Origin of the sequence: Buchnera aphidicola (Takecallis arundicolens), from assembly GCF_964058945.1 — a bacterium.
Taxonomy (GTDB): Bacteria; Pseudomonadota; Gammaproteobacteria; order Enterobacterales; family Enterobacteriaceae; genus Buchnera_L; species Buchnera_L aphidicola_AH.
On sequence record NZ_OZ060369.1, the window covers coordinates 254,336 to 269,129 of the forward strand.

13 protein-coding genes and 3 tRNA genes are annotated in these 14,794 nt (G+C 24.3%); 6 read left to right on the forward strand and 10 right to left on the reverse strand.

What is annotated here, in order from left to right; all coding sequences use genetic code 11:
- Nucleotides 1-116 precede the first annotated feature (116 nt).
- The 3 genes from htpX to tsaB all read left to right on the forward strand — a co-directional run bounded on the left by htpX (nucleotide 117) and on the right by tsaB (nucleotide 3,181).
- Nucleotides 117-995, forward strand: coding sequence for a protease HtpX (gene htpX, locus AB4W50_RS01145; RefSeq protein ID WP_367676951.1), 879 nt, complete (start codon nucleotides 117-119; stop codon nucleotides 993-995).
- 58 nt (nucleotides 996-1,053) lie between these two features.
- Nucleotides 1,054-2,361: a TerC family protein gene (locus tag AB4W50_RS01150; RefSeq protein ID WP_367676952.1), complete on the forward strand. Its 1,308-nt coding sequence runs from the start codon at nucleotides 1,054-1,056 to the stop codon at nucleotides 2,359-2,361.
- A 127-nt stretch (nucleotides 2,362-2,488) separates the two neighbouring features.
- A complete protein-coding gene (gene tsaB / locus AB4W50_RS01155; protein ID WP_367676953.1) occupies nucleotides 2,489-3,181 on the forward strand; it encodes a tRNA (adenosine(37)-N6)-threonylcarbamoyltransferase complex dimerization subunit type 1 TsaB in 693 nt (230 codons plus the stop codon).
- A 58-nt stretch (nucleotides 3,182-3,239) separates the two neighbouring features.
- Here the strand turns inward: tsaB and leuD are convergent, their stop codons facing one another.
- From leuD to minC, 7 genes are all read right to left on the reverse strand, one after another.
- A complete protein-coding gene (gene leuD / locus AB4W50_RS01160; RefSeq protein ID WP_367676954.1) occupies nucleotides 3,240-3,857 on the reverse strand; it encodes a 3-isopropylmalate dehydratase small subunit in 618 nt (205 codons plus the stop codon).
- Between the two features lie 27 nt (nucleotides 3,858-3,884).
- A complete protein-coding gene (gene leuC, locus AB4W50_RS01165; protein WP_367676955.1) occupies nucleotides 3,885-5,285 on the reverse strand; it encodes a 3-isopropylmalate dehydratase large subunit in 1,401 nt (466 codons plus the stop codon).
- Between the two features lies 1 nt (nucleotide 5,286).
- Nucleotides 5,287-6,381: a 3-isopropylmalate dehydrogenase gene (gene leuB / locus AB4W50_RS01170; protein WP_367676956.1), complete on the reverse strand. Its 1,095-nt coding sequence runs from the start codon at nucleotides 6,379-6,381 to the stop codon at nucleotides 5,287-5,289.
- 80 nt (nucleotides 6,382-6,461) lie between these two features.
- The gene (leuA, locus tag AB4W50_RS01175) at nucleotides 6,462-8,012 is read right to left on the reverse strand and encodes a 2-isopropylmalate synthase (RefSeq protein WP_367676957.1); all 1,551 of its coding nucleotides are present in this window, start codon (nucleotides 8,010-8,012) and stop codon (nucleotides 6,462-6,464) included.
- A gap of 51 nt (nucleotides 8,013-8,063) precedes the next feature.
- Entirely contained in the window at nucleotides 8,064-8,315 is a 252-nt protein-coding gene (gene minE, locus AB4W50_RS01180) for a cell division topological specificity factor MinE (RefSeq protein WP_367676958.1), read from the reverse strand.
- A gap of 3 nt (nucleotides 8,316-8,318) precedes the next feature.
- Nucleotides 8,319-9,131, reverse strand: a complete 813-nt coding sequence (gene minD / locus AB4W50_RS01185; RefSeq protein WP_367676959.1) for a septum site-determining protein MinD — start codon at nucleotides 9,129-9,131, stop codon at nucleotides 8,319-8,321.
- Between the two features lie 26 nt (nucleotides 9,132-9,157).
- Entirely contained in the window at nucleotides 9,158-9,874 is a 717-nt protein-coding gene (gene minC, locus AB4W50_RS01190; RefSeq protein ID WP_367676960.1) for a septum site-determining protein MinC, read from the reverse strand.
- Nucleotides 9,875-9,959: 85 nt separating this feature from the next.
- Here minC and rsmC point away from each other — a divergent pair, with 85 nt between their 5' ends.
- On the forward strand, nucleotides 9,960-10,970 hold the full coding sequence (gene rsmC, locus AB4W50_RS01195) for a 16S rRNA (guanine(1207)-N(2))-methyltransferase RsmC (RefSeq protein WP_367676961.1): 1,011 nt from the start codon (nucleotides 9,960-9,962) through the stop codon (nucleotides 10,968-10,970).
- Between the two features lie 15 nt (nucleotides 10,971-10,985).
- Here rsmC and AB4W50_RS01200 read toward each other — a convergent pair.
- Nucleotides 10,986-11,069, reverse strand: a tRNA-Leu gene (locus AB4W50_RS01200).
- A gap of 9 nt (nucleotides 11,070-11,078) precedes the next feature.
- Nucleotides 11,079-11,149, reverse strand: a tRNA-Cys gene (locus AB4W50_RS01205).
- Nucleotides 11,150-11,358: 209 nt separating this feature from the next.
- Between AB4W50_RS01205 and AB4W50_RS01210 the strand changes: the two genes are divergently transcribed.
- Nucleotides 11,359-11,446: transfer RNA gene (locus AB4W50_RS01210), tRNA-Ser, on the forward strand.
- Between the two features lie 97 nt (nucleotides 11,447-11,543).
- Here AB4W50_RS01210 and murJ read toward each other — a convergent pair.
- Nucleotides 11,544-13,076: a murein biosynthesis integral membrane protein MurJ gene (gene murJ, locus AB4W50_RS01215; RefSeq protein ID WP_367676962.1), complete on the reverse strand. Its 1,533-nt coding sequence runs from the start codon at nucleotides 13,074-13,076 to the stop codon at nucleotides 11,544-11,546.
- 756 nt (nucleotides 13,077-13,832) lie between these two features.
- Here murJ and AB4W50_RS01220 point away from each other — a divergent pair.
- Nucleotides 13,833-14,768, forward strand: coding sequence for an RluA family pseudouridine synthase (locus AB4W50_RS01220; protein ID WP_367676963.1), 936 nt, complete (start codon nucleotides 13,833-13,835; stop codon nucleotides 14,766-14,768).
- The last annotated feature ends 26 nt before the right edge of the window (nucleotides 14,769-14,794 follow it).

The following is a 14,794-nucleotide window of genomic DNA, read 5'->3' on the forward strand; positions in this document are numbered from 1 at the left end:
TACCCAATACAACTTAATAATTTTCTTTTTTATAAAATATAAAGTTATTAAATTAATTCATGTTTTTATAACATATTAAAATATAAAATTTATTTAAAATAGGAAAATATAATTATATGATACGAGTCATTCTATTTTTACTCACTAATTTGTCTGTTACATTTATGTTTGGAACAGTATTATTTTTGACCGGAATTGAATCAAATAGTATCAGAGCACTAATTATTTTTTCTTCCCTTGTTGGATTTACCGGTTCAATTACATCATTATTATTATCAAAATGGTCTGCTCTTCGATCTACCAATGGAAGAATTATTTATAAACCTCAGACATCAATGGAAGCATGGATTTTAAATGCAGTAAGATATCAATCTAATCAACTAGGTATTAAAGCACCAGAGGTTGCAATTTATACTTCAAATTCAGTAAATGCATTTGCTACTGGTTACAGCAGAAATAGTTCTTTAGTAGCATTTTCGAATAAACTTCTTGATGTAATGGATAAAGACCAATTACAAGCTGTAATTGCACATGAGTTAAGTCATGTTGCTAATGGTGATATGATTACATTAGCTTTAATACAAGGTGTAATTAATACATTTGTATTTTTTGTTTCTACAATCTTCTCACGATCAATTATGAATATGTTATCTACATATAGAAACTCAAATTATGTTAGATCGTATGGTTTTTTAATTAATTATGTATCTACTATGCTTTTACAAGCGATATTTGGTATGTTAGCAAGTATAATTGTTATGGCTTTTTCAAGATATCGTGAATTTAAAGCAGATGCTGATGCAGCAAAACGTGTTGGGTGGGATCGAATGATTCGATTGCTCGTAAGATTTAAAGAAGTTACTGAACCTAGACCACCTGAAGATATCAAAACATACTGTATTCATGGACAAACAAAATCTTTCTTCAATTTATTTTCTTCACACCCTCCAGTACAAAACAGAATTGACGCATTGCATGATAAAACTTATGAATAATAATTTTAAAATACATTTTATAAACTAAATTATCTATTACTTTTTATGGAGTTTGTTCATGGTATGCTTGTTAAATCCAGCAACATGGGTTGGATTATTAACTCTTGTTTTATTAGAAATAGTATTAAGTATTGATAATTTAATTTTTATTGCTATATTAATAGATAAACTACCTCCAAATAAAAGAGATAAAGCTCGTTTCATAGGTTTAGGAATATCATTAACTATACGATTAATTTTACTCAGTACAATATCATGGATGACAACATTAACTGATCCTATTTTTAGCAATAAATATTTTACTTTATCTGGGCATGACTTAATACTATTATCTGGAGGGTTATTTTTAGTATTTAAAGCAACCATTGAACTACATGAAAAATTAGAAGTATGTGTAAATAACCATCCAAATAATCAACATTATTCTGGATTTTTGACTATTATCTTTCAAATTATAATTGTAGATATTATTTTTTCATTAGATTCTATTATTACTGCAGTTGGCATGGTAAATAAATTGTTTATCATGATTTTTGCAGTAATAATTGCAACATTTATAATGTTAATAGCATCAAAATCATTAACAAAATTCATTCACGAACATCAAACAATTGTAGTATTATGTTTAAGTTTTCTATTAATTATTGGTGTTAATTTAGTTTTAGAATCTTTTGGAGTATATGTAACTAAAGGATACATGTATTGCGCAATAGGATTTTCATTGTTGATTGAAAAGTTAAATCAATTTATTTCAAAAAATCTTATAAAACACGAATCTTTAAAACCAATTCGACAACATGTAACTGAAATTATTTTCAGTATAATGCAAAAAAACAGTAATAAAAAAATAAATATACAAAGTAAAAAAATAAAAAATACAATGCGTCATATACTTCCTCTTTATAAGAATAATTTTCAAGATGAAGAAAAATATATGATTAAAAATATATTAACTTTAACAGAACGATCTATTCGAAGTATTATGACCCCTAGAAAAAAAATTATATGGATTAATACAGTCAATCATGTTAATAACATTAAAATACAATTATTAAATACACCTCATAGTATATTCCCATTATGTAAAGATACATTAGATAATATGATTGGAATAATTCAATTAAAAGAATTATTAATACATTTTGATTATCATAAATTTGATATTAAAAAATTTCCTATACTAAAATCACCAATTATAGTATTAGATACTGTAAATCCAATTCATGTAATTGGGACTTTAAAACATACAAAAAGTAATATTATTATTGTAACAAATAAATTTGGTATTATACAAGGATTAATTACTCCCTTAGATATTTTAGAAACAATTACAGGAAAATTTTCAAAAATTAATTCAAATAAATAAATTATTATAAAAAATACATTAATTTATAAATATATCAATAAAATAATAGTAAAAGTTTAAAAAATAATAAATATAAAAATCTTATTGCATATTGAATGATAAAAAACATAATCAGGTTATTAAAATAATGCACAATACAAAACATCATAATATATTATCTATTGATTGTTCCTTACAACATAATGTAATTGCTATATTATATAACAACATCCTTTATTATAAAATTGATCAATGTCATAAAAATCACGAAAAAAATATTTTAACAACACTTAATAGTTTGTTAACTATAAATCATATAACAATAAAAAATTTTAAAATTCTTTCTTTTTTTATTGGACCTGGAAGTTTTACTGGAATTAGATTAAGTGCAAGTATTGCTCAAGGATTATCAATCCCACATAATATTAATCTAATTGGGATTTCCACCTTAAAAATACTTGCAGAACAAGCATGGCGTTTATACCAAATAAAAAAAGTTATTGTGTGTAATATTGCTAATAAAACAAAATTATATTGGGTTCAATATAAAAAAAATGAAAAACATGATTGGATAGGTAAAGAATTATTATTAACTATACATCAAGCATATGAAAAAATTTATTCCTTGCAAGAAATATGGTATATGGTTGGATCCGGAATTTTTTATTTTCAAAATATAAAAAATCCATTTTTATATATTAAAAATATTAATACATCTTATGCACAAGATATGATTAAATTAACACAAATAGAAGATAAAAAAAGTAATTTTTTATTATTAGAAAATATCCACTTAAATTATTTAAACAACCCAAGTTATATAAAAAATAAAAAAATATAACAAACTACATATTTTCACTTATAAAATAAAATATATGTAGTTGCATTATACATGATGATTAAATAGTTGATTTTAATTGATAAAAATTTGGTATTTTTTTTTCATATTGAATAATTTTATCTTCATGTTTCAATGTTACATCAATATTATCTAGCCCTTGTAATAAACAAGAACGATAAAAATTATCAATTTCGAAAAAATATTTTTTATCGAGAATTATCAATTCATTATTTTTTAAATTAATAGTAGCTTGTATACCAGGTTTTTTATAAATCATATTAAAAATATTATTCACTTTATTTTCAGATAATGTAATTAATAACAAATGATTGTTAAAACTATTACTGTAAAAAATATCTGCAAAATTTGGAGCAATAATAGCACGAAAACCATAATCTAATAAAGCCCATACTGCATGTTCTCTAGATGAACCACAACCAAAATTATTTCTTGTAATTAAAATACTACATTGAAAATAATTTGGTTTATTCAAAACGAAATTTGTATCTAAAGTATGTATGTTACCCTTAATAAATCGCCAATTATAAAATAAACTTTCTGAAAATCCAGTTTTATCAATTTTTTGTAAAAATTGTTTTGGTATAATAGCATCAGTATCAACATTAGAGATATCTAAAGGTGCTATAATACCAGTATGACTAATAAATTTTTTCAATATTTAACTCCAAAAAAACGTTATATATTATTTTATTTTTCTAATATCTTTAAATTTACCAAATAATGCAGCAACTGCTGCCATAGCAGGACTAACTAAATGTGTACGACCTCTATGACCTTGCCGATGTTCAAAATTACGATTACTTGTTGAAGCACATCTATCCTCAGGATTTAATTGATCATCATTCATTCCTAAGCACATTGAACAACCAGGCAGCCTCCATTCAAATCCAGCATGAATAAAAATTTTATCTAACCCTTCTTTTTCAGCTTGTTTTTTAACAAGTTTCGAACCTGGGACAACAATTGCTGTGACTTTTTCATGAACATGTTTATTACAAATCATTTTAGCAGCTAATCGTAAATCTTCTATTCGAGAATTAGTACATGATCCAATAAAAACTTTATTGATTTCAATATCTGTTAAAAATAATCCTGATTGTAATCCCATATATAATAACGATTTTTCTGCTGCTTTTTTTGTAGAAATATCTTGAAATGATTCAATTGATGGAATAGGTTTATCAATTGAAATAACTTGACTAGGATTTGTACCCCATGTAACTTGAGGAGCAAGATTAGTAATATCTATTGATAATGATTTATCAAAACAAGCATCGTCATCCGATTTCAAAGTATTCCAATATTTTATAGCATTATTCCAATTAAAACCCTTAGGTGTAAAATTTTTATTTTTTAAATATTGAAAAGTTATTTCATCAGGAGCAATAATACCTGATTTTGCACCCATTTCTATTGCCATATTACATAATGTCATTCTACCTTCCATACTTAACTGAGATACTGTTGTACCAGTAAATTCAATTACATATCCTGTACCTCCAGAAACACCAACCTGATTAATAATAAATAAAATTATATCCTTAGGACTAATATTATCATTTAACTTACCAGAAACATCTATTTTCATCGTTTTATAACGTTTTTGTTTAATTGTTTGAGTTGCAAGTACATGTTCAACTTCTGATGTCCCAATTCCAAATGCTAAAGCACCAAAAGCACCATGTGTTGAAGTATGCGAATCACCACACACAATTAACATTCCAGGTAATGTCATGCCCTGTTCCGGTCCTATCACATGCACAATACCTTGATTTTCATGATTTAAATCAAATAACGAAACATTAAACTCATGACAATTATTAGATAATGCTTGTATTTGATTACGAGCCATATGATCTAATAAATTAACATTACTTGTTTTAGTGGAAACGTTATGATCCATTGTTGCAAATGTTTTTGACGGACAACGAATTTTTCTATTTTTTAAACGTAAACCGCTAAATGCTTGTGGAGAAGTCACTTCATGAATTAAATGTAAATCAACATATAAAATCGATGTATTTTGTGTATCTGTATGAACTATATGGCTGTTATACAGTTTTTCATATAATGTTTTTCCCATATTATATCTCTTTAAGTAACGTTTGGGAAATTATATCTCCCATTTGGTTAGTATTAACATAATCTTTTTTATTATTTGAAAGGTCAAATGTTCTGTAACCTTTTTTTAAAACTTGTTTAATAGTTTCAAAAATTGCATCGGATAATTCATATAACTTCATACTATAACGTAATAATAATGCAATTGATAGAATTTGAGCAATTGGATTTGCAATATTTTTACCTTGAATGTCTGGTGCAGATCCTCCAGCTGGTTCATACATACCAAAATTTTTTTCATTCAAACTTGCTGAAGCTAACATACCTATTGACCCAGTAATAGCTGCGCATTCATCTGATACAATATCCCCAAACAAATTAGAACATAATATTACATCAAAATGACTTGGGTTTTTAATAATTTGCATAACTGCATTATCAATATACAAATGTGATAATTGCACTTTTGGATAATTTTTAGCTACATTATTAACGGTTTCTCTCCATAACTTAGAACTTTTTAAAACATTAGCCTTATCAATTGATGTAAGTTTATTATTCCTTTGTTGTGCAATTTTAAATGCCATATCTGCTATTCTATAAATTTCAGATTGATAATATAGTTCAGTATCAAAAGCATAGTCCCCAAATTCAACACTATGCTTTTTTTGTGATTTTCCAAAATATATTCCGCTAATTAATTCACGCACACATAATATATTGATATTAGTATTAATAATATCTTGACGTAAAGGAGATAAATCTCGTAATTCAGTATATAAAATAGAAGGTCTAATATTTGCAAATAAATTAAAATGTTTTCTTAATGGAAGTAAAGCACCACGTTCTGGTTGTTTTTCATCAGGCAAATTATTCCATTTAGGTCCACCAACAGAACCTAGTAAAATTGCATCTGATTTTTCACAACCTATTAACGTATGTATTGGTAAAGCAGTACCATGTTTATCAATTGCAACTCCACCAATATCATATTCATGAAAAATAAAATTAATAAAGCATTTTTTTTTTAAAATACTTAAAATTTTATATGCTTCGTGCATTACTTCAGGACCAATACCATCTCCAGGTAAAATTGCTAAATGAAATTTTTTTTCCATATTAAAACACTCTTTCAATAAATATTTAAAAAATATAATAAAAAATATTTTTATAATATATATAATCCATTTAATTAATATTAAAGTTCATTCGATTTATTTAATGTTAGAATAACTTGATTAGCTCGCCAAATACTATTTAAAACATTTACCATAGCTTGTGCTGAAGACTCGATAATATCAGTTGCTAATCCGATTCCGTGAAATTTTCTATCCCGATAATCTACAATAATATCCACTTGCCCTAAAGCATCTTTACCCTGACCTTTTGCAAATAATTGAAATTTTTGTAATAAAATTTTATAACTTGAAATTTTCTGTAAAGCACGGTAGACAGCATCAACAGGACCGTTACTAGTTGTAGCAGATTTAGTAACAATCTCCTTTCCACACACTAAAGTCACTGAAGCAGTAGCAGAACCACTGGTACTAGATTTGACATTAAAGTATTCTAACCGAAAATATTCTGGTGTTTCTTGTTGATTATTTATAAAAGCTAAAGCTTCCAAATCATAATCAAAAACCTGACCTTTTTTATCTGCTAATTTTAAAAATGAAACATATAATTCATCAATATGATATTCACTATCCTGATAACCCATTTGTTGCATGCGATGCCGTACAGCTGCCCGTCCTGAACGTGAAGTTAAATTTAATTGTACTTCTTTTAAACCAATTTCTTGTGGAGCAATAATTTCATAATTTTTTCTATTTTTTAGGATACCATCTTGGTGTATTCCAGAAGAATGCGAAAAAGCATTACTACCTATTATTGCCTTATTTGCTGGTATAGGCATATTACAAATTTGACTAATAATTTTACTTGTGCGGTATATTTCTTTAAATTCAATATTTGTATGTACTTTTAATATATCTTGACGGGATTTAATTGCCATAATTACTTCTTCTAATGCTGCATTTCCTGCACGTTCACCAATACCATTCATAGTACCTTCAATTTGTCTAGCTCCAGATAAAATTGCTGAAATTGAATTACCAACTGCCATTCCTAAATCGTCATGACAATGTACAGAAAGCACTGCTTGATCAATATTTGGTACCTTGTCATATAATACTTTAATAATATTACTAAATTGATTTGGTAAAGTATAACCTACTGTATCTGGAATATTAATTGTATTTGCACCAGCAGAAATAGCACATTCAACAATTTTGCATAAATTATCTAAAGATGTTCGCCCAGCATCTTCACAAGAAAATTCTATATCATTTGTATAACGTTTAGCATATTTAATAGAATGAATTGCCATATTTACAATTTCACCAAAATTTTTTCTTAATTTAGATTGCATATGTAAATTTGAAGTCCCTAAAAAAACATGAATTCTAAAATTATCTAATACAGACATAGCATCTGCAGCTGCATCAATATCTTTTTCAACACAACGTGCTAAACTACATATTATTGTATTTTTAATATTTTTTGAAATTTCTCGAACGGAATTAAAATCACCAGGTGAAGAAATTGGAAAACCAACTTCCATAACATCAACTTTCATCCTCTCTAAAGCTAAAGCAATTTGCAATTTTTCTTTCACACTTAAACTGGCCTGTAAAGCTTGTTCTCCATCTCGTAATGATGTATCAAAAATAATAACTTTTTCATTCATGGTATTATCCACATAAAAATCATTAATATCTTATTATATAAAATAAAGATTTTACTTTTTCCATATTACTCGTAATTCTAAAATAAAAACATTAGGATCTTTTTGATTTGCATGAACCGTAAATATATTTGGTTTCATTTGTATATATTTATCCACTGTAAATAAAATTTCTTTTTTTAATTTTATAAAATGCCTGGAATAATGTACATATTGTTTTTGTTTAAAAAACACCATTTGTAATCTTTTTTTTGCTATATGTGCTGTATTTTTTTTACGAGATAAAAAAAAATCTAATAATGACATTGTTTATCTCCAAAACAATCTTTTAAAAAAATTTTTTTTTTCTTCGTGTAAAAAACGAAAATTACATTTTTTACCAAGTAATCTATTAATTGTATCATGATACGCTTGTCCTGCCTTAGATTTTTTATTAAGTATAATTGATTCACCTTGATTCGATGCTTTTAATACAGACGAATCCTCAGGAATAACTCCAATGATTGGAATACGTAAAATATCCAAAACATCATCCATACTTAACATTTCTCCATTTTTTACTCGAATTACATCATATCGATTTAATAATAAATATTCTTTCACAGGAAATAAATTATTTTCTGCTCTACGTGACTGTGCAGCAATAATACCTAAAATACGATCAGAATCCCTAACAGAGGATACTTCAGGATTTGTAACAATAATGGCTTCATCAGCAAAATACATTGCTAAAATAGCACCATCTTCAATACCAGCCGGAGAATCACAAATAATAAAATCAAAATTCATATCTAATAATTTTTTAAAAATTACATGCAAACCATCTTTAGTTAATGCGTCTTTATTTCTAGTTTGTGAAGCAGGTAAAATAAATAAATTGTCTGTATATTTATCTTTAATAATTGCTTGTTGAATGTTTGCATCTCCTTCTAATACATTAATTAAATCATACACAACACGTCTTTCACAACCCATAATCAAATCTAAATTACGTAATCCAATATCAAAATCGATTACTATAGTTTTATTTCCACATTGTGCAAAACCAGTTGCAATTGCTGCACTGGATGTAGTTTTACCTACCCCCCCTTTACCAGAGGTAACTACAATAATACGAGCCATATATTTATTCCATATTTTAATAGAATTTATGTTAACGATTTAACATATAAAATATTTTTATTTAAAAAAACATGCGCACTACATCCTAATAAACTAGAAGAAACCTGATCTAATAATACATACTCTCCTGAGATTGAAACAATTTCAGCAAAAAACTGTGTACAAAAGATATGTCTTGTATTATCTCCATGTACACCTGCTAAAGCACGTCCTCTCATTTTTCCATAAATATGAATATTACCACCAGAAATTAATTCTGCACCTGTACTGACATTATTGGTAATAATTAAATCTGATTGTTTAACGTAAATCTTTTGTCCTGATCTAACTGGTTTAGTAATAATTACTGATTTATTATTTTTAAAATTTAAAAAATTATTTTTTTGTAAATAATTTTTATTATTTAAAATAGTTTTACCATCATTAAAAATAGGTAAACCAGATCGAACTACAATACTTTTTAAAATACAATCAACATATCCGCAAATACCAATAATACGTAATCCAGTTGAAATAATTGCTTTATACATATCATTCCAGTTAACTGATGCTGTGAGATGCGAAATATTTAACATAACATATGCATCTTTAAAAAATACTGGTGATTCTTTAATTTTTTTGGATATTGCATTCTTTACTAGATTTATAATATGGTTTTTAATATATAGTACTAAAAATGTAAAAACACTACCTTTAAATTCAATAGGATTATTTTGTAACATAAAAAAATTTTTTAAAATCATATGTAATATAATATTATATTATAAAATTTAAGTATTATAATTATAATTTCAAATATACATTTTTATTCATAGAGGATAATTTATATTGTATTTAACTGATGAAAGTAAAATCGTTATTCAGTATAAACATCAATTTATAAACAAAAAAGTACTTTTTTCTGGAAATATTCACGATCAAAACTTTTTACACATAATTTCAAAAAAAATAAAAATACATATACAAAAATATTATCATGACAATATATCATGTTATAAAATAAAAAAAAATGTTTGTTTTAGAATGTTACCTAGAAAAAGTTTTATTAAAGATTGCGATATCATAATATTTTTTTTGATTCGGAATAAAATTGAATTAATTTTTCAGTTAACATATATATGTGCACAACTTACACAAAATAAAGAAATTTTTATAGTAGGAAAAAACAAATTCGGTATTAATAGTATTTGTAATTTGTTTAAAAATTGGATTTATTTTAAAAAAATTAGTTATAAAAAAAAATGTGCATTATATTATGGTAAAATAAAAGAAATACCTAAATTTTCTTTAAAAGAATATTGCAAAAAATATGTAATATATAATACCACAATCGTAACTTTACCTGGAATATTTGATTATAAAAAATTAGATTTAGGTAGTCAATTAATGATTCATAGTTTTAATACAATACATACAGGTAAAGTATTAGATATTGGATCAGGTTCAGGTGTATTATCTGCTATATTAAAAAAATATTCACCATTAGTAAAAATTACTCTTATTGATAACAATAGTACAGCATTATTTTGTAGTAGTTATACTCTTCGAATCAATAAGATGATTGGTAGAGTTTATTATAGTAATATTTTTTCAAACGTAAAAGATAAATTTGATTTAATAATAACTAATCCTCCAACACATTACGGAAATTTAAATAATTTAAGTATTATTTATAAAATAATTAAAGAATCAAAAAATTTTTTAAAAAAGAATGGAAAATTAAGAATAGTATTACATTCAAATATATCATGTAAAAAAATATTTATTAAATATTTTGGAAATTATAAAATATTGAAAACAAAAAAACATTTTAATCTTTATGAAGTATCTACTAAATAAAATAATATAATTTTATGCCCAGAGCGGGAATCGAACCCGCAAAGCTGTTAAGCCGAGGGATTTTAAGTCCCTTGTGTTTACCTATTTCACCATCCGGGCAAATATTTTAGGCGCGTTCTGGAATTGAACCAGATTATACGGATTTGCAGTCCGCCACATAACCAATCTGCCAACGCGCCAAAAATTTAATGCTAATTTATATTGTAATCAATATTACAAATATTGTCTAACTTTTTTTATTAAAATATAATATTATATAAGATTGTACCTAAATAATTATTTGATATAGTAAATAAAAAACTTTACATACAATGCTAATTGTATTAGTATATAGAAAGTATACATTGAATTTTAACATACTACAACACATTAATTTAAAATTACATTCGGAGGAGTGGCCGAGTGGTTTAAGGCAGCGGTCTTGAAAACCGCCGATAAGTAATACTTATCCGAGAGTTCGAATCCCTCCTCCTCCAATTTGAAATAAATAATATGTTGTACATAATATCAAATAATGATTTAAATTAATTCATAAAAAATCAGATAATATTATAATATAACTTTTTAAAGTTTCTATATCTTAAAGTAAAACTGGTGTATACGAATTCCAAATAAAAATAATATTATAAAATATATTATCCAAGAAAATATAAAAACCATCAATAATCTAGTCGCTTTATACCAAACACTACCGAAATTCCAACTAGGAATAAAATTTAAAATCAATATTAACATAATAAACATCATTACTGTAGAAATTATAATCTTTAATATAAAATAAAACCAACCAGGTTGAAATTTGAATAAATGTTTTCGATATAAAGTCCAATATAATAAAATACAATTAAACCAAGCTGAAAAACTAATTGATAATGATAAACCTAAATTACCAAACTTCATACACAAAAAAAATAAATTAATAATTTGTGTAATACAAATAGTTATAAAAGAGATAATCATAGGTGTTTTAACATCTTGACGAGCATAAAATGCAGGAGAAAGAATCTTTACTAATACTAATCCTAACAATCCTACAGAATACCCTATTAATGACCTTTCTGTCATCATAGTATCAAATTTTGTAAACTTACCATATTGAAATAACACCGTAATTAAAGGATGAGATAAAACATATAACATAATTGAACTAGGTAATCCAATTATAAAACTAATACGCATAGCCCAATCAATTAATTTACAAAATTGATCTTTCTTCTTATACACAATGCTTTTCGTTAAAGATGATAATAATATTGTACCAAGCGATATACCTAATATACCAACTGGAAATTCAATTAACCTATCTGCATAATACATCCAAGATACTGAACCTGACATAAATAAAGAAGATAAAATACTATTAATTAATAAAGAAATATGATTCGCTGATACACCAAGTACACCTAAACCAATTTTTTTTAACAAGCTAGATACATTTAGTATTTTAAAATTGATTGTTGGTGGAACTAACATATTAATTCGTTTTAAAAATAAAAATTGATATAAAAATTGTAAAATTCCTCCAAAAACAACGGACCAAGACAAAGCAAAAATTGGAGTATGAAAAAATTTTGTAAAAAATAATGAAGATATAATCATGCTACTATTTAATAAAATTGGTGAACATACCGGTATTAAAAAACAATTCCAAATATTAAGAATAGCAGTTGTTAAAGAAGATAAAGAAATAAAAAAAATATAAGGAAAAGTAATTCTTAATAACTTAACAGTTAATTTAAATAATAATTTTTTTTTAAAAAAACCTGGTACAATTATACAAATAATGTAAGGAGCAAAATACATACCAATGAAAGTTAAAAAACATAATATTAAAATCATAAAACCAAAAATAGCAGAAAAAAATTTTCTAGTAATATTGCTATTTTGTTTTTTATATTGAATAAAAATAGGAATAATAATTTGTAAAAATGCTCCTTCTGCAAATATCCTTTTCAATAAGTTAGGTATCTTAAAAGCTACAAAAAATGCATCAGTTGATATTGATACTCCAAATGTATAAGCAATAATAAAATCACGTATAAAACTCAATATTCTTGAAAATAAAGTTAATAAACTAATATTAATAAACGATTTTAAAAGATTCATATTGTTAATAAATATTTCAATTAACGTACAATATAAAAATTATCTGTATATAAGATATGTTTTATAAAATACTAAAGATAATTTTTTAAAATTCTAATTAAAACATAATTATATTATATAATATACTTATATACTTCATATAAATTCTAATTCGATAATAAATATATTTGCACGGAATATATAAAAAAATAAATATATTATATCACATATTATATATAAAACGTATTATTGAAAAATAATATACAAAATCATAATTGATATAAATTTAATATTAATAATTTATATAATATAATAAATATTTAAAAAAAATAACATTTTGTTAGTTTTAAAAATATATAATTACTTTTTAAAATATAAAACATAAAACATACATAATTATTTCTTCAATAAACTATTAATGTACATATAAATTATTAACATCATATTAATTATATAATATTTATTTTTATATGTATACATAACTAACATTAATAATTCATTATACATACACCTAAATAAATCAAACTATATAAAATATTTATATAAAATATAAATTTACATTAATATATTTTAAATTTACAAATAATAAATATTTCTAGGTATTAAATTAACATATTAATATTATAATCATTTAAGTAATATCAAAATATTTTTATAATGTATAATAATAAAAATACTTACAAAGTATTAGTATTCTTAATATAAAATAATAATACTATATTTAAAAATAAAAAATATGAAAGCAATATATTAAAAAGTAGTTTTTTACGGAGCAGTATGGATAGTCAACATATTTTAAGTATAAAAATTACGAATGATATAAATCACCAACGAATCGATAATTTTATACGTAAAAAATTTCAAAAAATTACAAAAAATACATTATATAAAATGTTAAGAACAGGATATATTAAAATTAACTCAAAAAAAATTAAACCATATTATAAAATACAAACAGGAGATATCGTTTCATACACAAAAAAATTGGAATTAAAAAAAAATAAAAACCTTATTTTAAACAACATTATAAAAAAAAAATTTTATTCTTACATTTTATTTGAAGATCGAGATTTATTAATTATTAATAAACCTACTGGAATTGCAGTACATGGTGGCAGTGGTGTAAAATTTGGAATTATAGAAATATTTAGATCACTAAAAGAAAATTATCGAATTTTAGAACTAATACACCGTATCGATCGTAATACTTCTGGAATATTAATGTTATCAAAAAAAAAATCTGTTTTAAAAAATATACATCAGCAATTTCAAGAAAAAAAAGTTTATAAAAGTTATACTGCTATAGTACATGGCGTTTTAAAAATAAATAAACAACATATTTCTATACCACTATCTAAAAAAAAGTTACAAAATGGTCAAAAAATTATTACAACAGATCCATTTGGAAAAGAAGCATTAAGTATTTTTAAAATAAAAAAACGGTTTGATAAAAATACATTAGTAGAAATTATACCAAAAACTGGACGAACACATCAAATCCGTGTACATGCTGCATATATTGGACACCCAATTGTCTTTGATAATATTTATGGAAACAATTTACTAGATCGTAAAATTAACTTTAAAAAAAAAAATAAAAAAATTTTATTACATGCTTCTAAAATTACATTTCACCATCCAAGAAACTATAAAAAATATTATATTTACGCTCCAATAGCAAATCGATTTATAGAATTTTTTCAAAATAGATAAAATAATAAAAAAATATACTTTATATA